This window comes from Fangia hongkongensis FSC776 = DSM 21703 (assembly GCF_000379445.1).
GTDB classification, from domain to species: Bacteria; Pseudomonadota; Gammaproteobacteria; order Francisellales; family Francisellaceae; genus Fangia; species Fangia hongkongensis.
Genome location: NZ_KB902262.1, coordinates 15,051 through 40,638, shown reverse-complemented (window position 1 = coordinate 40,638; position 25,588 = coordinate 15,051). Strand labels below are relative to the sequence as shown.

Genomic DNA, 25,588 nt, shown 5'->3' with positions numbered 1-25,588 from the left:
AAATATATCCATCAAACCCACAGCATACATGCATAAAAACACATCCCCCATATGGCAAATTTACAGATCCTATCTACAATTTAAAGTGCAACTATTCAAGGAGAGCTAAATATGAATATTCTATGCATTTGTGGTGATTGGTCTGAAGACTATGAACTCGCGGTACCCTATCATTTTTTTAGGGCACTGGGGCATACTGTCCACACAACAACCACAGGAAAAGCCGATGGTGATTACATTACAACCTGCATTCATGACCTTAACCCAAAATATCAAGCCGTAACCGAATGGGCAGGGCATCGCTTTAAGATTGATGTTGGGCTTAACAGCGTCGATCCAGATGAATATGATATGTTGTTGCTGCCGGGCGGCAGAGCTTGCGAAACACTTAGAAACAACCCAACCATTCAAGCGGTTACTTCAGATTTTATTGACAATAAAAAACTGACAACCGCTATTTGCCGTGGTAGCCAAATTTTATTTGCAACAGGAAAAATGAAAGGCTATAACGTAACAGGAAACCCCGTCTGTGAAGCCGAAGCAAAACTTGCTGGCGCACACTGGAAAAGAAGAGACTTTGAAAGCGTTGTTGTCGATGATTTTTTTGTCTTAGGGACTGAATTTCCAGGGCTTTATGCATGGCTGAATAAAATCTATACCCATCCATTATTTAAGAAAGTTATTTGATAGCGTTAGTGATCACTATCAGAATAATAAGCATTAACACCTTTAAGAATTTTAAGCGCTTTTAAGCGTGCTTCAGCTTCAGAGAGCATTCTACGCGCTTCTTCTGCATCCACTTTACTTTCACCTTTGGCTTTATTCAATGCTTCTTCGGCTTGTTGACGTGCTTTTTCAGCAGCAGCTTCATTTAAATCCTTAGCACGCTCCATCACATCAGCAAGAATAATCACTTGATGTGGCTGCACTTCAACAATACCGCCTGAGACAAACAAAGTATCTTGCTCGCCTTCACGCTCGATACGGACAACACCCGCAGGTAAAGTTGACAGCAGTTGTGTGTGACCATAGGAAATACCCATCTCACCTTCATCACCACGCAAATTCACCATCTTGGCATCAGCACTATAGATAGAGCCTTTTTGACTCACCACATCAACTTTTATTAATTTATCAGACATAAGCTTGACCCTCTATTAAAGTGACTCTGCTTTTTTAATCGCCTCTTCAATACTACCAACCATATAAAATGCCTGTTCAGGTAAATGATCATATTCACCCTCAACAATTGCTTTAAAGCTTGCGATTGTATCTTTAAGTGGAACATATTTACCCGGATTACCGGTAAATACTTCTGCCACATGAAAAGGCTGAGATAAAAAGCGCTGGATTTTACGTGCACGGGAAACAGTGAGCTTATCTTCTTCTGATAGCTCGTCCATCCCCAAAATTGCAATAATATCTTTCAGCTCTTTATAACGCTGCAATGTTTCTTGCACTTTTTGCGCCACTTCATAATGCTCTTGACCAACCACTAATGGATCTAACTGGCGTGAAGTAGAATCAAGTGGATCCACCGCAGGGTAAATACCAAGCTCAGCAATTTGACGCGATAATACAATCGTTGCATCCAAATGTGAGAAGGTTGTCGCAGGTGATGGATCTGTCAAGTCATCCGCTGGAACATATACTGCTTGCACAGAAGTAATGGAACCTGTTTTTGTAGAAGTGATACGCTCTTGCAGCACACCCATTTCATAAGCAAGTGTTGGCTGATAACCCACAGCTGAAGGCATACGACCTAAAAGTGCAGATACTTCTGTTCCTGCCAATGTATAACGGTAGATATTATCAATAAACATCAATACATCACGGTTCTCATCACGGAAACTCTCAGCAATCGTCAAACCTGTTAACGCAACACGCAAACGGTTACCCGGTGGCTCGTTCATCTGACCATATACCAAAGATACTTTATCAAGTACGTTGGAATCTTTCATTTCATGATAGAAATCATTTCCTTCACGTGTACGCTCACCAACCCCTGCAAATACAGAAAAGCCGCTGTGCTCTTTGGCGATGTTATTAATAAACTCCATCATAGTAACGGTTTTACCAACACCTGCACCACCAAATAGACCAACTTTACCCCCTTTTGCAAATGGGCAGATTAAGTCAATTACCTTAATCCCTGTCTCTAGAATCTCAGCACTTAAGGCTTGATCTTCAAATGACGGTGGACGCTTGTGAATAGGCTGCTTGTCATCACATTCAATTGGACCTGCCTCATCAATTGGATTACCAAGCACATCCATAATACGCCCCAAAGTACCATGCCCAACTGGCACTGAAATAGGTGCATTTGTGTTTTTAACATCAAGACCACGCTTTAAACCATCAGAAGCACCCATCGCGATACAACGCACTACGCCATCGCCAATTTCTTGCTGTACTTCCAGCGTTAAGCCAGTTTCTTCTACGATTAGAGCATCATACACCTTAGGCACATGATCTCTCGGGAAACTAACATCAACGACTGCGCCAATAATCTGGCTAATTTTTCCCATACTCATTTTTATATCCTCATTTCAAATACTAAAACTTTTATACTGCTGCCGCACCCGATACAATCTCTGCCAGCTCTTGTGTAATGACTGCCTGACGTGCTTTATTGTATTTCAATTTCAGCTCATCAATAATCTCACCGGCATTATCAGTCGCATTTTTCATCGCCAACATTCTTGCTGCTTGCTCACAGGCTAAATTCTCAACGACACCACGATAAACTTGCGATTCAATATAACGCACCAACAAAACATCTAACACACGTTTTGCACCTGGCTCATAAATATAATCCCAGCGTGCCGCCATATTCTCTTCGGCTTTTTCATCGTGCATTTCAGCGATAGGCAAAAGCTGCTCTTTGGTTGGCTCTTGACGAATGGTATTAACAAACTTATTGCTAAATAAATCCAGCTCATCAATCGTGCCATTATCAAATGCTTCAATCATTACCGTAACTGCACCTGTAATCGACGCCAGAGCATCATCACCATTATGAAAGTTCGCAGCAGAGATAACATTCACGCCTGATAAGCGCTTAAAAAAGCTCTCAGCTTTGACACCAATCAAGCAAAGATTAACTTCAACTTTATCAGCCTGATATTGCTGAATGGCTTTAACTACTGCTTTAAACAAGTTGATATTAAGACCACCACAAAGCCCACGATCGGTTGAAATAACGATAATTCCAGCACGTTTAACTTCACGCTTTTGAAAATAAGGATGCAAATATTCCATACTCGCGCGAGTAATGTGCGCGATGATATTTTTTGCATGCACTGCATAAGGACGCGCCTCTTCCATGCGATCTCTGGCTTTACGCATCTTACTTGCCGCAACAAGCTCCATCGCACGCGTGATCTTTTGTGTATTTTTAACGCTGTGTATCTTGGTACGAATCTCACGACTACCAGACATAACGCCCTCCTATTACCAAGACTGTGTCTCTTTACACTCTTTAATGATTTGCTCTAATTTTGCAGCAATCTCATCATTATAATTACAATGTGCGTTTATCTCATCCATAAACTCACGATATTGGCTTTCAGCAAAAGCATGTAGCGCACTTTCAAAGCTAATGACCTTATTTAGCTCAAGATCATCTAAGTGCCCTTTGTCAGCAGCATAAAGCGACAATGCCATTTTTGCGATGCTAAGCGGATGGAATTGTTTTTGCTTCATTAGCTCCATCACACGCTCACCACGTTTTAACTGTGCACGTGTTGCATCATCTAGATCAGAGGCAAACTGCGAGAACGCTTCCAATTCACGATATTGCGCAAGTGCAAGACGAATCCCACCACCAAGCTTTTTAATAATCTTAGTTTGCGCGGCACCACCAACACGAGAGACCGAGTTACCCGCATTAATTGCAGGGCGAATACCCGCATTAAATAAATCAGTTTCTAAAAAGATCTGACCATCAGTAATGGAAATTACGTTTGTTGGAACAAATGCTGAGATATCCCCTGCTTGTGTTTCAATAATTGGCAATGCAGTCAGTGAACCTGTTTTACCTTTTACTTCACCATTAGTCGCTTTTTCAACATACTCTGCATTAACGCGTGCAGCACGCTCAAGCAAACGAGAATGAAGATAGAAAACATCACCGGGGTAAGCTTCACGGCCAGGTGGACGACGAAGTAGAAGTGAAATCTGACGATACGCCCATGCTTGTTTTGTTAAATCATCATAAATAATCAGTGCATCTTCACCGCGATCACGGAAATACTCACCCATTGCACAACCTGCATATGGTGCCAGATACTGAAGTGCAGCTGAATCTGCTGCATTTGCCGCAACGATAATCGTATGCGCTAAAGCATCATGCTCTTCTAGTTTTCGAACAACATCAGCAACAGAAGAGGCTTTCTGCCCAACAGCAACATAGATACATTTAACACCCGTATCGCGCTGGTTAATAATCGCATCTAGAGCAACCGCTGTTTTACCTGTTTGTCTGTCCCCAATAATAAGCTCACGTTGGCCACGACCAATTGGAACCATTGAGTCAATCGCTTTAATTCCTGTTTGTACAGGCTGATCAACTGATTGACGCCAAATCACTCCAGGAGCGACTTTTTCAATAGGCGAGCTTGTTGTTGTTTTAATATCACCTTTGCCATCAATCGGGTTACCAAGCGCATCAACAACACGGCCCAAAAGCGCCTCACCAACAGGAACCTCTAAAATACGCCCTGTACAATAAGCCTTTTGACCTTCTTGAATTTGCTCATAATCACCTAAGACAACAGCACCTACTGAGTCTTGCTCTAAGTTAAGCGCCAAACCATAAACGCCTCCTGGAAGCTCAATCATCTCTCCAGAGGCAACATCATTTAATCCATGAATACGGATAATACCATCTGAAACGCTGACAATTGTACCTTCAGTCTTTGTTTCAGGCGCATTATCAAACTTTTCAATTCTTTCTTTTATCAATCCACTAATTTCTGCTGAAGTTAGTTGCATATGCTTTCTTCCTAATGTTTTTTAAGCTTGTAATACATGCTGCAGCTTATCGAGTCTGCCTTTGATCGAACCATCGATAACCACATCACCTATCTCAATAATTGCACCGCCTATAAGCGCCGTATCAACAGCTGTTTCAACTTGTACTGCACAGTTATATTTCTTTTCAAGCTGCTGCTTTAATTTTTCAATATCTTGATCAGTCGCTTCAAACGCAGTAGTGATTTTTGCTGTTTTTGCTTTCTCATCTTCTGCCTTATATTGCAAGAAAAGTGCATATATCCACGGAATTACCGCCAAACGATTATGCTCTGAAACAACTAAAATGAAATTTTTAGCATGCTGATCGAGTGACTCATCTAATACTGATATAACAAATCGAGCCACTTCACTTTGTGCATAGTTAGGGTCATCGATAAGCGCTTGAACTGACTGATTTTCAATACACTCAGCCAAATTCAACAACATACCAGTCCACTTGTTCACTTCTTTTTTATCGCGTGCAAATTCATAGGCTGCGCGGGCATATGGTCTTGCTATATATGTCATGTCCGCCATAGTTTACCTCTTTCGCTAAAGCTCAGCTGCCATCTCTTCTAAGAGCTGGTTATTGGTTGTCATATCGATATTTTTATGTATCAATTTCTCAGCACCTTGAATTGCAATAGAAACCACTTCTTTTCTAAGCTGCTGCTTCATTGCACGCATTTGTGTTTCAGCTTCATCATTTGCTGCTTTTCTAATTCTCTCAGCATCAACACGAGCCGCTTCTTTTGCTTCTTCATCAATTTGCATCGCACGCATATTTGCTTGTTCAATGATTTTAGTCGCTTGCGCTTTTGCTTCTTGGACGACTTCATTTGCCTTACGACGCGCCACTTCAAGCTCTTTCTCAGCACGATCTGCTGAAGCTAGACCGTCAGCGATTTTCGCTTTACGCTCTTCCATCGCTTTTCTAAGTGGTGGCCAGACAAATTTCATGGTAAAGCCCACAAATATGGCAAATGTGATCATTTGGCCAATTAGGGTAATATTAATATCCATGATTTCTCCTTGGGGATAAGTTCATACTTATAGTCAAATTATGCGCCAAGTGCTTTTGTTGCCGCTTCAGTCAAGCCAGTAATTGCTAGCGGGTTTGCATATAATACTAAGAAACCAATCGCAATTGAAATTGCAGCAAACGCATCCACAAACGCCGCCACGATGAACATACGGCCAAGTAACATTCCGCTTAATTCAGGTTGACGTGCAACCCCTTCCAAGTATTTACCGCCTAACACACCAAAACCAATTGCCGTACCTAATGCAGGTAATGCAATCAATAATGCAACAGCAATTGCTGTCAATCCGTTAAGTTGACCTAATACTTGTAGTGACATTTCCATTTTATTCTCCTTCTGGTTTCTTTTATTTTTTAATGGTTATGGTTAAAACTGATTATTCAATTATTGCTAATTATTCTTACTTAATGATCATCTTGCGCCAAGTTCAAGTAGACAACTGTCAACATCATAAAGACAAATGCCTGAATCACAATCACAAGAATATGGAAGATTGCCCAAAGGCCACCGAGTGTCCACTGAATCCACCATGGTAACAAAGCAATCAAAATAAAGATAAGCTCGCCAGCAAATAAGTTCCCGTAAAGTCGAAGTGACAAAGAAAGTGGTTTGACAATTTCATCAATCAAACGAAAGGCGATATTAAGCGGAAACATCCAAATGCCAAATGGCGCACTAAATAACTCTTTCGTTAAGCCAAAAGCACCCTTTGATTTGAGGTTATAAAATATAATAAGTAAAAAGACACTAATGGATAATGCAAAAGTTAAATTTGCATCTGCGGTTGGCACAATTCTGAAATACGCGTCATTACCGCTTATCGTTGCAATTAACCACCCTGCAAGATCAACTGGAATCAAATCCATAAAGTTCATCAATAACACCCAGATAAAAATGGTAATTGCAAGTGGCGTGACAAAATCACGTTTATGCTGATAAGTGCTTGCAACTGAGTTATCGATCCATTCACAAATAGCCTCAACCCCATTTTGAAACTTTCCGGGCACACCCGATGTTGCCTTTCTTGCACCAATGTACATGAGGGCTAAGAAAATAACACCTAATGCAGCACTGACAATCAAAGTGTCAACATTAAGCGTCCAAAAAGCCGAATCACCGAGGCTAATTTGCCAGTGATGCAAGTGATGTTTTACATATTCTGAAGAAGTTAATAGTTCTCCTGCTGCCATACTCTTTCTCTTTCTCTGGTTTATTACTTAAGGTGTGTTAATTTCATAAATAGTGGCATAAACCACATAGCTAACTGCAATACCAATAGCCCTATAATATAAGGTAAAAACTTAGGCTGTATATAAATTGCAATCAATACGGTGCCAATAGCAACAAGTACTAGCTTGGCGAATTCACAAGCATATAAGATACACACCTCTTTCATCGGGTGGTATTGTGATTTGCGTAAAAACAATCTTAATAGGAAAACAACATTGGCGATAAACATTAAAATCGAGCCAAGAAAAAAACCAAGTGCGTAGCTTTTTCCCCATAAAAAACAGATTAGACTACCCAATACCACAAGGAGTATTTGGAAAGCAAAAAAGTGCTTTTTGTAGAGTTTTCTGTTTGCTAGCATCGTCTCGTTAATCCGGTAAATTTACGCCAAGCAGTATATAGTTACCTTGCTGAAGGTGCAAGCAAAAACGCATCATTTTTCCACAGGCTTTTTATGTAAAATAACAACAAAAATCAAGCCCATTGAATTGCTGCATAACAGATATTGACCCTTGATCAGCATCAGTGTAATTTGCAACTTGCAGTTAAATAAAACAAATAGGAATAATATGAACAAGGGAATCCTCTATTTTGCTTTTGCCGCGCTTATAACATCATTTACATTTGCTAACGCTACCAGCAATGATTGCACAGGAAAAGAGGCCGCTTTTCTAAGTGGCACTGTCACAAGCGCCCCTAGCTATCAAGATGGCTACTCAAAAAAGGGTGTAGAGTTATCCCATACACATTTTTCGCTTAAAGGCAGTGATGGGAAGACATATGATGTGGCTGTTGATAATGTATTTGCAAATGACTATGACAGCACAAAAGGCAACTCTATTCCCAATAGCTTTTCCAATCAAATTCAAGTGGGCGCACAAGTTGAAATGTGTGGTGAGCTATATACTGGAGGAGATGTTGGCATACACTGGGTTCATACAAACTGTGGAGATAACGCATCAGGACCAACTGGATATTTAAAAGTCGACGGCGGCAGTTCTTTAACCGGTAATACTGAGTACTGCTATCTTTGGAACTAACACCAACTATTTAACCTTAAAACAGATTTCTCGCACACATACTTCAGCTTGGATTAGTAGAGTTACTTTGTATGAGTATTTTAATCTCTTTTCTGTAGCAAAAAGCCTAGAAAATACGGTAGTATAACATCCTTCTTATTATTTAAGTTACCTACCAATAATAATTAAGCACAGGCAAAAAATGACAACATCACAAACACAGCCAACGGGTTTATATTGGCTTTTTATGACAGAGATGTGGGAGCGCTTTGGCTTCTATACCATACAAACCATCGCAGCGTTATATCTTACCCAAGGACTTAAATTCTCTGACACCGATGCACTACTAACCGTCTCTGGCATTAATTCACTTATGTATTTAACACCTGTTATTGGTGGAATGATGGCAGACAAGCTTTTAGGCTATCAGCGTTCTATTTTACTCGGTGGCGTGCTTTTTGCGATTGGCTACTTATGTATGGCTTTGCCTGAATATTGGTACTTTATTCTAGGCGCAGCCATTGTTATCACAGCCAATGGCTATTTCAAACCCAATGTATCTTCCATTGTGGGCGATTTATATCAACAAAATGATTCCAGACGCGATGGCGGTTTTACCATTTTTTATATGGGGATTAATATCGGCGCTTTACTGCCATCACTTTTTATTGGCGTTGTCGTTGCCAAATATGGCTGGCATTTTGGTTTTATTGTTGCTGCTATTGGAATGCTATTAAGCTTGATTACCTTTCAGCTAGGCAAAAAACACTATCGCGAAAAACTCAATAAAGAAGCCTCAAAAAGCAAAAAAGTGACTGGCGCACAAAAATGGCTACTTACCGCAGCACTTTCATTGATTTTGATCATTGCTGCCTTTTTATTATTTAAAGCGCCCATTGTCCTTAATCTCGTTGTGATTATCGGGACTGTGCTTTTTTCTCTCTACACGATTTTTATTCTTTTTACTTTAGAGAAGGACGCCAAACGAAAAATGCTGGCATGCTTGATTTTGATATTTATCTCAATTGCTTTTTGGGCGCTGTATAATCAGACATTTGGCTCACTGATGCTCTTTGCAAATAGAAACATGGAGCAATCATTTTTAGGGATCCCTATCACAGCAGAAAACACCCAATTCTTTAATCCTTTTTTCATTATCGTCCTAACACCGATATTAGCGCTACTATGGGTTAAACTTGGCAAAAAAGGCTTAAACCCGTCAATTGCACTGAAATTCAGCTATGCCATTTGGTTGATGACTTTGGGATTTGCTGTACTTTGGTTTGGAATCAGTTATTTTAATACCAATGGCATTACCGCCTCAGGCTGGCTTGTGCTTAGCTATTTTTTACAAACAACTGGCGAGCTATTAATCTCCCCTGTCGGCTTAGCGATGATTACCGTCTTATCACCAAAGGGCTATACAGGCATGATGATGGGCATGTGGTTCTTATCACAAACAGCTGCTTTTTCTGTCAGTGGATTTCTAGGTGTTTTTGTTGCGGTTCCAAATGGCAGTAGCACATTGGAGGCTTCAAAAATATACGAATCAGGCTTTGGCTATTTTGCCTTAATTTCACTTATTGCTGCCATTATCAGCCTTCTTCTTGTTCCTTATTTAAAATCACTTACTGAGAAGTAATAACAAACATAAACCAGCTCCTCTAGACTTTTTATCTAAGGACTCAGACTGACTTACCCTTGAAGTGTTCTTACACTTCTTTTTTCATGTCTCCAGCTTTACCCTGAGTCTGAACTTTATCTTTGTACTCTTGAAATATGCCAGTAAATATTTTCTCTATTGTGCCACTTTTATTAAAGTTAATCTTTTCTGTTAACTGGTTATAAAAGTTTTTCATATCACTATACTCCATAGCCGAGGCATCTTTATTAATAAATTCTTCTACATCTTTGACATGATGGCGATTCCAGTTCCCTTTAAAAAACGCCTTAACCCCCTGCCCATCCTCACAATACTCTTTTAGCTTAGCTTGCGACTTAGCCTTCCAATCCCCTTGAGCATATTGAAGTTTAAGATCTCTCAAAACACTCTTCCTTAACTCCAAATAACTCTCTAACGGCTTTTCAAAAAAACTGTCTCCTTTATCCTTAATTAAATTTTTATATCGTTCCAATACTCTGTCTTTACTACAATATCGCGCAAAATCATTGCCAATTTCCAATGACTTAATATTCTCCCACGCTTCTTTGAACCTATCTCGGTATAACTCCCACCTCTCAATCTGATCACCCAAAGTTAATTTTAATTGCTCATTCTCTATAGATATTTCAATTTGACTGCCTTCAACCGACTTATTATTGACACTAAATAGAGATAAAGCACACGCCTCAAACAAAAATTCTTGATCATTTAGATGTTCGCCTCCATTATTCACGCTATTGTCCGTTCCTAAAGTCTCTTGATCTGCCTGATTAATCTTTTGGGTTTGATTTTTTAGGGTTTGTTTTATGATCTGTAATAATAATGGCTCTTGATCCATATAATTTTTTAAAGGATCAAGATGTGAGTATTGACGTAAAACTTTTTTTGCAGGAATGTTTGAAAAATCTTGATGACTATATTGCACACCAGCACCTATTGTTAAGGTATCAGAACTAGTGTCAAATTCTTCCCTCAGCTTCTTAATGACTCCCTCATAATCACTAATGACTTTTTTAGCATTATTGAAAACCGCAGCATATCTCAAAAAACTCCTATCGATTACTGTACTCTCATTAATAGTCCTCACCGCATTTAACTTATTAATCTCAACTGCAACATCATCTTTGAGTAGTTTATAGCCTTTAACAGGTTGGCCTGTTCCCACACTAATATTTTCAACTGTAATCTGGTAGTTTGACATAATACTTCCCTTTTCAAAATTTTCAGAATAAGTGCAAAGCATTATGCTTGATAGCGCGACAATGACCATCTTTACATTTAGCATTTCATCAAATTGACGCTCCCTTACTGCAAAAATCCAACTACTGCAATACCAGTGATTAATATTCATCAAACTGATGTGTGTATAGTAAATTTACGATATTATTTGTCTTTTTTGCACAGTACCATGAAGACTCTCTGGATACATTAGGTATTTAGTAATGGGGAATAATATGGATTGGAAGCAAATTGGATACTTTGAGAAAAATAGAGATGGTAAATTTATCACCGTCAATGAGCAATATTTAGAGGATCTGGGTTACGACAATGATAAATTAATTACCGGAAGGTTAGAAAATCAGATTATTGAGCTTAAGCCATTCTACGATAGATTCTACGCTATTGGCGAACGTACAGCATGCATTACTAGAGGTGTTAGCATACAAAAGGAGCTACGCTATATACATGACAAAGGAGCCTCCCCAGTCATTACTACGCGTAAGTACGTTAATCTGTCACATGCTAGAATTATCGGCTTTTATTTCAAACTACGTAAAAATGCAATTTCTTGGGATGGAAAAGTAATCACCATTCATAATTATTTTAAACCTATAACAATATCACCGCTCAACTTTTATGTTCTCACTTTAAAATGCCATGGCTTAACGAATCAAGAAATTGAAAAAAGAACGCATCGCGCCGGCTCCTCAATTAGAAGCATCATTCAAAATATTTATGCCACATTTGAAGTTTTTGACTTTATACAACTGGCAAGTTACTTCCACAAAGGCAACTGGCTAAATGAAAAAAGTCTTCAAATTTTAGAAAACCAATTTAATGCTCAACAAAGACAAAACAACAATACATGCTTTCTTAGTAGCGCCAAAGTCTAGCGAGGCGCCTTATCATTAAAAATATCACCTTTACTTTCAAGCGCATCCATTATTGTGTATGTATTTCTATTAGTCGATGACAACTGAAAGAAATGCTTTTTGATACGCTCAATACTAGCAGCATTAGAAATCACTTCCACTTCAACGTTCTCACTGCTTAAAACCTTCCCGATCAGACCATCTTTTGTCATTATCTCTGCTGCATAAGTTACACTAAAGCGCATTATACCAAAGCACTTACTAATGCGATAGAAGAAACAGCGCTTTTTAGCGCTAAAAACTAGTGCTCATACGTCATGGACGTGTTTTCCTCCTCACCTAAAAAGCATAAAGACACATTATCCTTTGAACAATCAGCTTTATCCACGGAGGGAATAGTATCAGTATTATAAAGTACTGAGTAGGCTTTCGCAAAGTGCTTCAACTCTTCTGTCGTTTCAAAAGAAAGTTTTGATTTTAATTTTGATATAATGTTCTCAACACTACGAAGCGAAATATTTAACTTAGAAGCAATCTCTCTTCTATCATCCATACTTTTAGAGAAAAGGTAAAATAACTTTTGCTCATTTAAAGTAAGTTCGCTCATATTCACAGCTAGCTTATTTTCATCATAGTCATACCAATCTGGTGAAAGCTCAAGAGAGGAAAGAGCGCTTTGCGGGATAGAGAAAAGGTCAAAATGATGCGCTAAATAGATAGACATTTTAGGGATAATTACTGTTAACTTCTCCAAAAGCAAATGCAATCTAAGATAGAGTTTTGAAACAGCATGAACGCTATCAAAATAAAATACAAAACGATAGTAAGTCATCGCTTCTCTATCTGGCAAGACATAAGAAATTGGATAGCACGGCATACCAGTCGCTTTTTCAGGCTGAAACAGAGATTTCCAACCATCAAACTGAAAGTCTCTTAAGGAGCATATTCGCGGCAAATAAGAAATCTGACTGCCATCATGAAACGGATCTTGAAAGCGGTAACTTTTATCAAAATGAAATCGTTTAGCATAAGGATGTATAGACAATGGCACACACCAGCTATAATCTTCATTAATAACGGCATAATCGACGCCGATAAATCCAAATAGCGCTTGCATTTCAAGCAAGTAATTTTGCATATTAAACGACTCAATAGCTTCTACCCAGATACGCTGTTTTGAAAAAAGCACTTTTGCGCACACCCCTATGAAAATTATGATCAGTATGTAACTTCGTATACGCTAAAAATAACTACGTAAGTTAAAGTTAGAAGGGAATTCTAACAGAGAATCGGAAAAAAAGGAAATATAGATGCTTATAAAACAATCAATATGGTGGCGTATAATATGAACAACTCCTTGAGCAAATCCATCTCATTTCACGTAGTTTTACGCTATTTCAACTAAATAATACACTTTACAATCCGGTTATCGCTTCAAAATCATTGAACATAAAACAGCATTAGTTACTTTTATTATGAATCAATATAGCAGCATTAGTTTTGAAGAAAAATTAAAAATATTATATTCGCAGGAACCTGAGATGATATTGCAAGAGTTCTCTCGCAAGGGTGAGTGCTACGCAGCCGTTGCCAATAAGCTTGGCTTTAGCGAAGCAACCGTAAGAAAATGGTGCCGAAAACACAATATCTATCTAGGGGAAAAATATATAGGGATCACGTCAATATCAACGATTAGAGAACAAATAAGCATCACATGCGATCTTAATGTAGCACACATGACTTACAGAAACTTCCTATATAAAGCTTGGTAGACTCAGGTCACATTAAACAAAATAAAAACTGACTTAAGCATCTCAAAATTAGTTTAGAAATTAAATATTTCATCAAAACATCAGGAATTACAAACATGGAAATAAAAGATATTCAAACCTTTGGATATACAAAATACAATAGGGTTTTAAACAAATCTATTCAACACTTTATTGATAGCTTGTCCCTATCAGAAGTATCCTATTCTTTTATAAGCCCATCTGAACAGGTAATTGCTATACCCTTTCTTTGGAATGAGCATATGGATATCTGGCTTGATGGAGGGTGTGAAAAGTCACCTTTAACCTGCCGAGAAAATTTGTTGCTCATCCCTAAATTAGTTAAATATCAGCAATTACAACCTTACTTCCTTGACGAAGGCGACTACCCCTATATTAGCACTATCCAATCCCACCAAGATATGTATATCTATCACCGCCATAATAGAGATGGCTCCATCTCAAGATTATCTTTTTGCTTTACTTCAAAAACTGCTGAGCTGTTCATCTATGATCAAATTAATCAATTAGAACAATGCATGGACCACATTGAAAAACAATTTTCCACAGAATATCCAACCATTTTTCAACAATTTGAAATAACCAAACACCTTAAGCCAACTAGATTATTTAGAAGCGCCTCTAAAAAGGAAAAATATACTTTTAATGCAACGCAAATGGCATGTTTTAAAGCCATTTACTTCGGATTTTATGACGCAAAAATAATTGGTAAAATATTGAATAAATCACCACGAACCGTAGAATCAATTATCAGTTTTTTTTGTAACCATTTTGAGTGTGCAAATAAATATGAACTTGTTGTAAAAATTAGCAAAATGCATGAGAAAATGCGCTACTTTCTTAAAGTAGATAGTCAGCCCTTTTTATACAGTACAAACATATAATCAAAATGTAACCAAAACGGGCATTTTTATACCCCCTTATACCACTCGTAAATCATTTTTCGGTGTTTAATGTTGAAGAAGTTTTTGATAGTTTTGAGTCATTGGATTGCAGGTAATAGCTGGGACTATTAGCAATATCTGATGACTCAAAAGAACAAGAAATTCAATGGCAGAAACAGGGTGAAATGGTTTGCGGGTGGTATATAGCTCAATACAATTCATCAATTTGACGAAATATCATCACAAGCCTTTAGCATACCCTTTCTTCATGTAACGATAAGCTTTAAAAACGCGTGTCCCAGCCGATTTGCTTGATACAAGCCAGTAATTATTGAGATCACAAGCAACTGGATATCCAGCTGACCTCATGGTGCAAAGCCTGAATAGTTGATTATTTAAACATGATAAGGAGAACGTAATGCCACATAATCTAATTAAGATATCAAAAAATGATGATGGCACCTTTAAAATAGAAGGGGACCTAGTTGACTCGGACAATCAAAGCAAACTGCTTTCCCTTACATGCACAAAAAAGCCTTATATAATCACAAACCCAGATAAAGTAACTCTGTTTAAAGGTGGCAGCGATTTAGGCGTTTTATACTGGCTAATTCATTATTGTGCTCAGCAACATTTTACTCATCAAAAAGCTGGCGACACTTTAGAAATAGTTTTAAATGGCTTTAACGAACATAGAATCACAAAAGAAAGACCGCTAATGATTGAGCATATTCCATTAGATGTCAAACTATACGAGAGTGAGAAAGAACTAGGACAAAAAAAGCAACTCATCACTGGCACAGGCGTCATTGATGAGATATATCTAGATTATATTGACAACAATAAAGAACATAAAGAAGAAAAAGAGCATATTTATGTAAATAACAAAAGCAAATCTGAGAATTCAAGCCCTAAGCATATTATCAACTTCAGCAAGAAACGCTTTATGCAACAAGATTTTCTACACGAAAATCTAGATCTCGATTTTTTAAAGCAAAACACCTATTACAAGACCATGAGAGAAATGGTCAGTAATGATAAAAGTGACAGTGACATTAAGTTACGCCTGCAAATGCTGGAAATGATTTGTTTCTTTAATACGTTGTATAAAAAAGATACGGTTGACTTGACACAATTAAGTCAGAAAACTCAAGGTTCTATTATAGCGTTTCTGAATGACTTATCTCTATATAGATCAAATCCAGCATACAAAGAGATAAATAATATCAATACAAATATTGCTAATGATTTACTAGAAACAAAAAAGAAGAGTATTCGATATAATACTAAAGATAATGTGAAAACTATTACTGGAAAGAGTAACTACGGTTTTTCCAACCCATCTATTTTGAAGTATCTATTAAGATCAAATGACTTTACTACCTCACAAGGTCATGAACCGACTAAATTATTAATTAGTACAGTGAAATCATATCTTTATTCCTCAGATTCTTCCGATAAAATTGATTTAACTAAAGTTATATGCAATGAGACCACAGGCTTATTGTCAAGCCTTTCAGAAGCCTCTTTTGAGAATATTAATAGTTTTTTTGATAGCTCAACGGTTAAAGAATTATTGGCTATTTTAGCTACTCTAGACAACAAAGATAACCTTCAGTACAGCATCATCGCGCCTTTAATGTTACAATTTCAACTTGCCTTAATAAGCCAACTTTCCAGAATTGACATTAATAAAGCTTGTCAAATAGAGATCTCTAAAATTCCTGCACTTGATGACTATATCAATAGTTGGTTAAAAGACAAAAGAATATTAGATCTTATACATCATAAGGTTACAATTACATATAATAAGACAGAATATATCGGTCTCAACTCTGTTGCTCCTGTAAAATATTTGCCAACATACTCTGATCTTATAAATCAATTTTGCACTAGTTATTCCATACACCTTAATGATTATGACAACACAGCTTCAGATAAAACTCAGAGCTGGAATACCCATCAACAAAAAGATAGCTTTGAAACAATATGTAATCAAATTGATAATGATAACAAGGTGAAGGATTATGTAACATCTCTTCAAGGCTCACTTAAAGAAAGGATTCACTCCCACTATAGAGAACCTCTTATCAAGAGCTTAGAAACCACTGATAGTGCACTAGTGGAGAAAGATCTGCAACTTCTTCAGATATGCAATGATAAAATTCTGGATAATAAAAATCTTTCTACAGAGAACAAAAACAAGCTATTAAAGATAGTACATTCCAATAACTTTATAGAGAATCTAAAAGAAGCATATGTCAATTTTTCTGATAGTTTAGATTCTTTAACTAATAACAACTTTGACTATATTTCTGAGTTAATTCGACATAGAGTTAGTAAAGAGGCAATACAATTTTTAGCAAAATATGATCAGAGCACAATCAATACATACCGAGATAAAGTGCAGCTTATTATAAAATTGTTTTTAGATAAGAAACTTATAGATGTGGCATCCTTCCTCATAACGAAACTTGAAAAATTAAGCTCTGAGGGCATAAAAAATCTATCTAGGCTTGTTGATAATAAACATCAGCTACCAAGTAATGATATGCTTAATTTGCTTGATGATACACAATTTACACAATTTTGCGAGATAACAGGAAAAATTGCAAAGAGCGATAAAGATTCAAACAGTGATAACTCGCCTTACACGCCAACTAGCTTACTGTTAAGCATTATCTACGCCAAACAATTTTATAATGAATATGTTGACATTTCTACAGAAAATACTTTAGAGGCTTGTATAAAAAAGATTATCACAAGCTGTGGAGAAGAAGTCTCACAAGAATCGCTTGCTCGATTTACCAATTGTAACATAGCGCTTGGGATTGACTATGATGGTTGTCTAGCTGAGAAAGCCCATAACACAGAACACGTAAAAACAATCAGCACCCAAAGACTTCTGGCGCATTACAAGAACTTTGCTCAATCTAATATTAACAAAGTAGAATACTACAACTTCAGCATGAGGCAAACCGAAGCCCTAGATAAATACAACTCTTCAGAATTTAACAATGGACACTATCTCCCTATTCTACCAAAGTTATTCCGCGAACCAGATAATAGCAAAAAAATTAGCTTTAATAAGGTGTCGTTTGCTGATGCATATCGAAACAAGAAAAATAACAGCTATTTTGATGCACTAAAGCTTAGGGATGAAGATTATGTAAATAAAGATCAAGATAGTGATAATGAAGCTGCAGATAAAAGCATTAACAAAACCATTTTTTCGAATAAACTCAATCTAACTTACTACCTTTCTCAAGAGATTGCGATACAAAACCCTAACCACGTCCACATTTTTTGTATACACGATGACAGACTAGACATCCTAGAAGATAACTTTAAGTTTTATCGTGATCATCCAGAGCATATCCCACATAATGTGATTATCCAATTTTCACAAACTATTAATGGAAATCTACAATCTCATACTTTGATGCAAGTACGTGGTCAAGGACCAATACACTATAACTATAAAGAACAATTTAAGAATGCTTGCAACGATGTCGACAAATTCCACGAGAACCTTAAGACAAACACGTTAAACTCACTAGTAAAAGCAGTTACTAGTAATTATGATAACTTTGATGAACTCTGCAAGAGCGATGCAGTTAAAACAGTCGTTGAGCTATATAACTTTAGCACAAATACAACTCAAAAAGAAACCATAAAGGGTGCTTACTTAAAACTCACAAGAACGGCTCAAACGCTACTCTATAAAAAACTTGACGACTCAAATGACTTTTCCCTTAATTTAGAAGACTATTTCAATAAAAGTGTTATCTTTGGTAAGTTTATACAGGAGGCATATGATTCACTTGACCCACTTTTACTCAGTAAAGATTTAAATGGCCTTAAGAAACCGCATCCCAATTTCACCATAAGTAAAACTAAGCGAAATGAGATATTATCTAACTATCTAGAACAAGATACCACGAACAACCTGAAAGACTATCTCAAAACAACATATAAATTAAAAGATGACTATGTATCAAAAGAAATAAGAGATATTGCGTTTTATTTAAAAACATCTTTAGATACAGAAAATGGGGAAAGTATTGAAAAAGCCCTAGAAACCAATGGTTCATTTATTCAGGACTATTGCTTATCTGATGTTTTTTGGGAACTTGATAAAAATAAATTATCTCAACTTATTGCCCTCACTAAGGATATAGAAATAAATGTGAGTGAACTTAGTAACAAAGATCCGCTTTATTCTGTACTTACAAGCTATCTAAATAATGATATTCCTCTCTCAGAAGGTATTATAAACACTTACATCAATAATAAAGATCTTACAACGGATGCTGTTAAGCATATCAACTCTCTTGCATGCAAAGACACTACAAGCAACTTTCTATCCAACTCTAGTAATATCTCCCTACTTATAGAGTACAGAGAAATAGATCAGCTTAGCAATATAATACAAAAATATTGTGAAGCCGAACCCAAGAACATTAAGCTAGAAGCACTTCTCAGCCTTATTCAACAAGGGGCTATTACAAGCAAATATGCACTAGAAAATTTACAATACCCTGCTTTTCAACAGTATTTAGCATTCTTAAGCCAAAATGAATCTCAATATAAATATGTAGATGGACAATGCCCTCGGATCAGTTGGTCAAATTTAGAGAAAAAAACACAGCGCCTTTTCCCAAAAATAGACCTAAAAGATAATAGCGCATCTATTCGTCATGTGCACTTCTATTTACAGTTTTTTGCCAACAGCCTTGATCTTCCAAAGGATTCGAAGAATGAAATAGATGAGCCAGCTATTGAGAGTATTTGGAAAGCTATCTCCCAAATAGGACAACTGCCTGATGTAAATAAATCTGCTAACCAATATAAGCCAATTGTAACTGCCACACAACAGAAGCTCCTTAATAAGGATAGTTTTCTGGCTATATATCATGACCCAGAAAATAGTGAGAGGACACTAAAGTTACTTTTGCAAGAAAATGAAACAGATGGCCTCATATCTCAACAACTGATACCTGCTTGTAAGAGCAATCCCTCTAAACTTATAGACTTAATAAAACTTTTCAAGGCATGCTCTTCTCTTGATGATATTTGTGATAATAGTTATATAGTACTGCTAAAATATAGCACCGCATACAATAATGCCCCGCAGGCTATCGAGAATATTATCACAAACTGGGGCAAAGACTCTCAGTCCTGTCTTACCATGGTTACTTTATTAGCTTTTCTTGAAAATCTTCATGCATTAGCGACAAGCACTTCGGCTCAAAACCCATATGAGAATAAAAATTTAAATAATGTAGCCAAGATATTACTCCATAATGGCATTATGCTTTACACAGAAGAGCATCCAGAGAAAAATTGCTACTATAAAGATAAAAATAATACTGAAAAAACATTACCTGACTTATCTCTAAATCAACTTAATAATCTTTTGGATAGATATAGGGCAGCACCAGAAGGTGATCAGCCAACACTCTTAGAAGAACTGCAAGATTTGAGAGATGAATTAAGCAACGAAAATGATGCCAATACTTATAAAGAAGCTTTAGATAATCTTGATAGCCTAAAAGCTTATTATACTCATGAGAATCAACCTATTTCTGTAACCACAACAAAATGTATTATTTCAGATGCGCTCATACAAAATAAAGATAAAGAGGCATTTTATAAACTTTCCTCCAGTATAAAGATAAGCTTAGTAAATGCTCTAGAGTCTCTAGATACGGGTATAAAAAAGAGAGCTTCTGAGTTATTTTTTGCTGCCATAAAAGAGCAAAATCAATCAGACATCGACCTGATCTTAAAAAATGCTACGACTCTATATACCTATATTAATGACATTTCAATTAAGGATGCAAAAAACAAAGTCCTTGAAAACTTTGATGCAACATGGCTCCGTAAAAATAGCGACGAGTTTAATGTTTCAAAGCTATCGCTATTAACCCTGTTACAAAACGCTCATGATGGTTTTAAATTTAGTGGTGATCATAATATCTTAGAGGGAGTAATTAGCTCTTTAAATGACGACAACATTAAGAGTCTGCTAAATTATCAATACCATGGTGCGATATGTAATAACATATCGGTTTTACTTAATTCATACCTATACTGTAATCCCCTAAGAGAAGAGAAGGTCAAAAACTTAGCGAAGTACATCAATACAACTTTAAGTGATAAACTAGATAAAGCAATTAATAGATTATCCTCGCTAAAATTAGATCTTATCACAAAAGATCTAACCTCTGAGACTTCTGCATTAAATATGTCAGAGCACTTTTTAACAAACTATTATAACTTACTGGCAGACTCTCAAGTTTCCTGTTCTGACAAAAATAAACAAACTTCTCTTTTTTCTCAACTTGATAACTTTAAACTTAAAACTGTTGTAGATAAGTTAACAGGTAATACGGAAAAAACAACTAAGATCTATATCGAAACTCAATTTGTTAAAAGACTAAATAAAAAGGAATGTAACGTCACAAACTTAATTGGCGACCTAACTAAAGAAGACAAAGCATTAAACGAACTCAAAAAGCTTATTGAGCATGTGAAAAATGATAGAAATGATGCAAAAGGAACGCTATTTCAAAAATTGATTACAGAGATTGATGATTACATGAAGAAGCCACCAGAAGAACTATCCACATTTATAAAGGGGACAGCCCAAAAGTTATTTCAAATATCAGCGATATATCGAGGAGGCTGTTTTTTTAAAAAAGGTGGCACAAGCAGTCTGAAAAGGCTTAAAGAAGCTTTTTCGGCTACGAATACATATGACAATCTTATCAAGTATTTAGAGCTTGACTTAATAGGCTCTCGTCAACGCGATTTTCGATATCTGGCGGCGAAAGAGGACATTAAGAACTGGGATAAGAACGCATATGGTGATCAAAAACGAAGTGAAAATAAGCATGAGGATATTTTCAAGTACAATGGGACACAATACCAAAGACATCTGGGCAGCATATCTAACAACTAATTTGGCAATTCTTTCTTCTGGCGAAGTTTACCTACTCTTGCTTCAATCTATTTCAACTTGAGGTAGTCACTATCTGTGGTAGCTCATGAAACCTCTATTTCACAGAGCTGCAACTCTATAACAAAATACCATCAAAGCGTCGTTATTTAAGCACATGTAATTGTTTATAAGATGACTTTCTCTCATCATCGTTCATGACATCAACATGTCAATTGCAACTTTGAAATAAGGAATAGATGATGAAATACTATAAATTGGGACTACTAACACTTACGCTGCCTTTGATGACTCCCTTAGCTTATGCCCAGAGTAATGTACAAACTCAATATACTGACCCAGCTGAAAGAGTACAACAGCTTGTAGATCAAATTAAAAAAAGTAGTGAAAATATCACCCGCAAAACAAAAGAAGTGAAAGAGGACCATGAAAATTGGGCCAATAGTGCAGCAGCAAGCGATTACACAACTTGGCAAAAATTTCAAGCACTGCCAGAATATGTGGTTAACTCTTTTAAGATGGTTACCATTTCAAAAAATTTATCAACGCATTTATCAGATATGCAATTTGAAAAGGCCAATAGAGATTTGGATCAATATCACGTGACAATGAAAGAAATGATGAATGGTTCAGCACAAGCTATGAGCTATAGCACAACAAAAACGTTCCTACATATTTTGGAAAAAATGGATCATGTTGACCTAGAATCTGCAAAATACCGTTATTACAACCTTATGGCTACCGCCTATGCAATTCCTAAAAAACTAATTGAAGGTGCAAACATTGCTTACAGCACGACTTCTCAAGGGATTAGTAATTATAAAAATTTCACGCTACAAGACTGTAAACTAGCTGTTGAAGCATCACGAAAAACTGATCTTTACAAGAAAATGTGGAGTATCATTGGCGGCTTCACTCAACTTGTTGATAACATTAGCTATTTACATAATATTAAATTTTTGCATGATTCCAGTGAGTTTTCTAAATTTTATTTAAGCGAGTCGCCAGAAAAAGTATGTAGCTATCAAAAAGCAACAGAAACACTAAAAGATAATCCTTTTATGCAAACCTACCTAAATAGCTACACTACCTATAAAAACCTGCTAAAATCTCTGCCTATTCAACTGGATGTATCAGATGAACATGCCTACTCTGTTTATGCAGCAACTTCAGCCATTAACTTTATTACTTTAACCGAGTATCAACAAATTATTGATATTCTTAAAGAGTTAACGAAAGAAGCACAAACACATAACCAACAACCTATTCAATAGAACTAAACATCATGAAAAAAATACTATCTATCTGGGGGCTGATGCTTCTCATGCTGCCTCTTTCTTTATTTGCAGACGCACAACGTGCTCACTTTATCCCCTTAAGTGAGTTAACTGTAGCTGAATATGTCAAACTTGCCTCCTCTGATAATCCACACGACATTGAACGAGCAAAGTCTATCATTCATGATAGCAAAACATTATTGATTGAAGCTGATAGCTTTGCAAGACTGACACAAAAAGTCCCTCTTTTTTGCTCAGATAACAAAGGGGATGAAGTGAATATAGATGCAGAAAGCTTAGCAGATATTTTGAGCGCCAATCTTAATCGCTTGAATATTCATCAACAAGGCGATCTTATCAGATCAACGCTACCATTTACCTATTATCTTTTTGGGGTCATGGAAAATGCCTTTCCATGCTCGCATGCCAAAGGTCATATCGCTTTATTTCAAATGCTAGAAGACAGCTACCTTAAGGCTCAAAATGAGCTTAAAAGTGCTTTGGTTGAGTAACTATTTTGAATATTTATACTCAGAAGTTACACTCTTATCAAAGAGGTTTTCGTTATTTACTAACCTTTTTTTCTGGGGTGATGTGTTCATAAATATCTCTGGCGTCAGTCGATTTGCTAATTCTCCTAGGTGATTAAGGTTAGGGGTGTTACGTAGTTCTTTTATAATCACTTCCTTTATCCCAGTTTTTAAACTATCAACCTTCTCACTGGTCTCTTTATAGTTGTCTATTGTGACCTTTTTAGGTAACTCTTTTTCTATAGCTTGAAGCTCCTTGATTTTATCTTGGCTAGATGGTTCGTTATATTTAAGTTCGTTATATTCAATTTCGTAGTCGTTAAGTCTCAATTTAAGTTTTTCTGCTTTTTTCATTAACTCTTCTAAGTTCTCATCACCAAAACAGTTTTTAACAGGCTGATCTTTATCATTCTTTTTATTCAAAGTTCTATCTTCTATTAATCGATTATAACGATCTAATACATCAATAAACTCTATTTTATTTTTTTCAACCGCTAACTCCCTAATATTTCTCCCATTAAGCTTATGATTAAAATCAACCTCTCCCTCTTTACATAGTCTTTCAAAAAGTGCTTTATCTTCCCGGACAAATGCGCCAAACAATAAAGAGGTATTGCTGTCTTGTTCGCTGTAGTCCCCTTTGCTCCCCGAATTAATGACATGCTCATTGTATGTCGCTGAGTTTTCTTTTCCTTGCAAGAGATCACTCATTTGAGGACCCTCATTATGCGGAGACCACCAATACATTTTACGATCTTTATAAGTCCCACGACAAGCCATCATCCCTACATTTCTCTCAAGTTTCAGTTTTGCAATGTCTTTCAAACAATCACTTAACTGAACTTCTCCATGATACTTATCTCTTGTGTATATAGCGCCCATATCCTTATTTTGGATATTGCTATAGATAATATCAAAGTCTTTATCAAATGTACTCAAATGGATATCCATCAGTTTATCTTTATAACCATTTGTTCCTGAAACTATCTTTTGCAACTGATTAGCGCTGCCTTTTCGAGTAAAGTTCTTAGGCGCCTCCTTCTTATCCTTATCCCCATATTTATATAGTGATTCACTATATACATGGTCAACAGGTAATACCTTTGAATCTTTTTTAGAGTATATTTTATGCTCATTTTTATCATTTTTACGTGTCCATGACCCAAATGCCTGATATCTATTGCCATCTCTCATTGAACTGTTAGAAGTAATAGCAATAGCGCCATAAGGTCCCCCAAAGTGCACGTCCCAATCCCCACTTGGCGGTGTAAAAGGGTCATCCCTAAGAAAAACATCACTCCTACTTCCGTGTGCTATTAATTCCCAGCCTTTAATTGTTGACATATCTAGAGCCCGGTCATCTTGATTCGTCATGCATTTATTCATATCAAATATAAAATAAAAATTATTCATTTCTGCAATGCCTATTGTCTGATTATTTTTTTGTATTTTATAAACATCTACAGTCTGGCTCTTTTTATCATCCACATAGTATTGAGCTTTTGGGATTACCTTCGCAGTTTCATCAAATTTCTTAATCCTATTTTTATACTGCCACTCTGAGCTGGGTAATGTACTCATATCTTTCCAATCACTTGCTCTTTGCCATGTTGCCATTTAGTTTCTCCTATGTTAATTTGCAACTCTTCAGTTGGTTAAGCGTTTAGTTTTTTCTTAAAACATAGTTGGGGAAATCTTCAAAAACCCAATTATTTCTAAGCATTAAATATATTGTTTTAAACAACGACTTTTGACTAAGAAAACCTCCTTCATTCCCAACAAATACCTTATTAATTTCATATTCATTCACCCCCCCTACCCGTGTTTAAAACCTATGATACTCAGCGCTATATTAAATTAAGCAATTCTTCAGATACAAGACACATTCAACATATTCGTCATTATGTCTAAACCCCTGCCAAGCCTCTTTAGTTTGATAAATAAAGGGCTTAAAATCGTAGCTAAGCACTATTGAAATTCAGCACAACTAATAAAAATCAGTTAGGAATGATACATAAGATCAACAGTAGCGAATACTAATTAAACCATTGAATAAACGGCCTAAATTAACAGATAAAT

Annotated in this window: 21 protein-coding genes; 8 read left to right on the top strand and 13 right to left on the bottom strand. The window is 36.5% G+C overall.

Annotation, left to right across the window (positions count from 1 at the left end; genetic code table 11):
- The first annotated feature begins 111 nt into the window (after positions 1-111).
- Entirely contained in the window at positions 112-687 is a 576-nt protein-coding gene (locus A37Q_RS0108505; RefSeq protein WP_018299852.1) for a DJ-1/PfpI family protein, read from the top strand.
- 5 nt (positions 688-692) lie between these two features.
- Here the strand turns inward: A37Q_RS0108505 and A37Q_RS0108500 are convergent, their stop codons facing one another.
- The 9 genes from A37Q_RS0108500 to A37Q_RS0108460 all read right to left on the bottom strand — a co-directional run bounded on the left by A37Q_RS0108500 (position 693) and on the right by A37Q_RS0108460 (position 7,650).
- Positions 693-1,142 carry a F0F1 ATP synthase subunit epsilon gene (locus A37Q_RS0108500; protein WP_018299851.1) on the bottom strand — a complete coding sequence of 150 codons (450 nt, stop codon included), beginning with the start codon at positions 1,140-1,142 and terminating at the stop codon, positions 693-695.
- 15 nt (positions 1,143-1,157) lie between these two features.
- Entirely contained in the window at positions 1,158-2,534 is a 1,377-nt protein-coding gene (gene atpD / locus A37Q_RS0108495; RefSeq protein ID WP_018299850.1) for a F0F1 ATP synthase subunit beta, read from the bottom strand.
- Between the two features lie 31 nt (positions 2,535-2,565).
- Positions 2,566-3,441, bottom strand: a complete 876-nt coding sequence (gene atpG, locus A37Q_RS0108490) for a F0F1 ATP synthase subunit gamma (RefSeq protein ID WP_018299849.1) — start codon at positions 3,439-3,441, stop codon at positions 2,566-2,568.
- A gap of 12 nt (positions 3,442-3,453) precedes the next feature.
- A complete protein-coding gene (gene atpA, locus A37Q_RS0108485; protein WP_018299848.1) occupies positions 3,454-4,995 on the bottom strand; it encodes a F0F1 ATP synthase subunit alpha in 1,542 nt (513 codons plus the stop codon).
- A 21-nt stretch (positions 4,996-5,016) separates the two neighbouring features.
- Positions 5,017-5,553, bottom strand: coding sequence for a F0F1 ATP synthase subunit delta (locus A37Q_RS0108480; protein WP_018299847.1), 537 nt, complete (start codon positions 5,551-5,553; stop codon positions 5,017-5,019).
- A 15-nt stretch (positions 5,554-5,568) separates the two neighbouring features.
- The gene (locus tag A37Q_RS0108475; protein ID WP_018299846.1) at positions 5,569-6,039 is read right to left on the bottom strand and encodes a F0F1 ATP synthase subunit B; all 471 of its coding nucleotides are present in this window, start codon (positions 6,037-6,039) and stop codon (positions 5,569-5,571) included.
- 38 nt (positions 6,040-6,077) lie between these two features.
- Positions 6,078-6,383: a F0F1 ATP synthase subunit B gene (locus A37Q_RS0108470; RefSeq protein WP_018299845.1), complete on the bottom strand. Its 306-nt coding sequence runs from the start codon at positions 6,381-6,383 to the stop codon at positions 6,078-6,080.
- 80 nt (positions 6,384-6,463) lie between these two features.
- Positions 6,464-7,249 carry a F0F1 ATP synthase subunit A gene (gene atpB, locus A37Q_RS0108465; protein WP_018299844.1) on the bottom strand — a complete coding sequence of 262 codons (786 nt, stop codon included), beginning with the start codon at positions 7,247-7,249 and terminating at the stop codon, positions 6,464-6,466.
- A 23-nt stretch (positions 7,250-7,272) separates the two neighbouring features.
- Entirely contained in the window at positions 7,273-7,650 is a 378-nt protein-coding gene (locus A37Q_RS0108460) for an ATP synthase subunit I (protein ID WP_018299843.1), read from the bottom strand.
- Between the two features lie 208 nt (positions 7,651-7,858).
- Here A37Q_RS0108460 and A37Q_RS15065 point away from each other — a divergent pair, with 208 nt between their 5' ends.
- On the top strand, positions 7,859-8,329 hold the full coding sequence (locus tag A37Q_RS15065; RefSeq protein ID WP_018299842.1) for a hypothetical protein: 471 nt from the start codon (positions 7,859-7,861) through the stop codon (positions 8,327-8,329).
- A 181-nt stretch (positions 8,330-8,510) separates the two neighbouring features.
- Positions 8,511-9,950 (top strand): peptide MFS transporter, encoded by a 1,440-nt coding sequence (locus tag A37Q_RS15060; RefSeq protein WP_018299841.1) that lies wholly within the window; start codon positions 8,511-8,513, stop codon positions 9,948-9,950.
- A 70-nt stretch (positions 9,951-10,020) separates the two neighbouring features.
- Here the strand turns inward: A37Q_RS15060 and A37Q_RS0108445 are convergent, their stop codons facing one another.
- Positions 10,021-11,322, bottom strand: coding sequence for a DUF5617 domain-containing protein (locus A37Q_RS0108445; RefSeq protein ID WP_018299840.1), 1,302 nt, complete (start codon positions 11,320-11,322; stop codon positions 10,021-10,023).
- Between the two features lie 103 nt (positions 11,323-11,425).
- Between A37Q_RS0108445 and A37Q_RS0108440 the strand changes: the two genes are divergently transcribed.
- Positions 11,426-12,085, top strand: coding sequence for a helix-turn-helix domain-containing protein (locus A37Q_RS0108440; protein ID WP_018299839.1), 660 nt, complete (start codon positions 11,426-11,428; stop codon positions 12,083-12,085).
- On the opposite strand, the gene A37Q_RS0108435 is transcribed toward A37Q_RS0108440, so the two are convergent.
- On the bottom strand, positions 12,082-12,276 hold the full coding sequence (locus A37Q_RS0108435) for a hypothetical protein (RefSeq protein ID WP_154648660.1): 195 nt from the start codon (positions 12,274-12,276) through the stop codon (positions 12,082-12,084). The two genes, A37Q_RS0108440 and A37Q_RS0108435, sit on opposite strands and share 4 nt — an antisense overlap.
- Before the next feature lie 89 nt (positions 12,277-12,365).
- Positions 12,366-13,253, bottom strand: coding sequence for a helix-turn-helix transcriptional regulator (locus A37Q_RS0108430; RefSeq protein ID WP_018299837.1), 888 nt, complete (start codon positions 13,251-13,253; stop codon positions 12,366-12,368).
- Positions 13,254-13,931: 678 nt separating this feature from the next.
- On the opposite strand from A37Q_RS0108430, the gene A37Q_RS0108420 reads away from it, so the two are divergent.
- The 4 genes from A37Q_RS0108420 to A37Q_RS0108400 all read left to right on the top strand — a co-directional run bounded on the left by A37Q_RS0108420 (position 13,932) and on the right by A37Q_RS0108400 (position 23,491).
- Entirely contained in the window at positions 13,932-14,738 is an 807-nt protein-coding gene (locus tag A37Q_RS0108420) for a hypothetical protein (protein ID WP_018299835.1), read from the top strand.
- Positions 14,739-15,156: 418 nt separating this feature from the next.
- Positions 15,157-21,705 carry a hypothetical protein gene (locus A37Q_RS0108410; protein WP_018299833.1) on the top strand — a complete coding sequence of 2,183 codons (6,549 nt, stop codon included), beginning with the start codon at positions 15,157-15,159 and terminating at the stop codon, positions 21,703-21,705.
- A gap of 239 nt (positions 21,706-21,944) precedes the next feature.
- Positions 21,945-22,976: a hypothetical protein gene (locus A37Q_RS0108405; protein WP_018299832.1), complete on the top strand. Its 1,032-nt coding sequence runs from the start codon at positions 21,945-21,947 to the stop codon at positions 22,974-22,976.
- A gap of 11 nt (positions 22,977-22,987) precedes the next feature.
- On the top strand, positions 22,988-23,491 hold the full coding sequence (locus A37Q_RS0108400; RefSeq protein WP_026196600.1) for a hypothetical protein: 504 nt from the start codon (positions 22,988-22,990) through the stop codon (positions 23,489-23,491).
- Here the strand turns inward: A37Q_RS0108400 and A37Q_RS0108395 are convergent, their stop codons facing one another.
- Positions 23,492-25,126 carry an AAA family ATPase gene (locus tag A37Q_RS0108395; protein ID WP_018299830.1) on the bottom strand — a complete coding sequence of 545 codons (1,635 nt, stop codon included), beginning with the start codon at positions 25,124-25,126 and terminating at the stop codon, positions 23,492-23,494. It abuts the gene before it with no gap.
- Between the last annotated feature and the right edge of the window lie 462 nt (positions 25,127-25,588).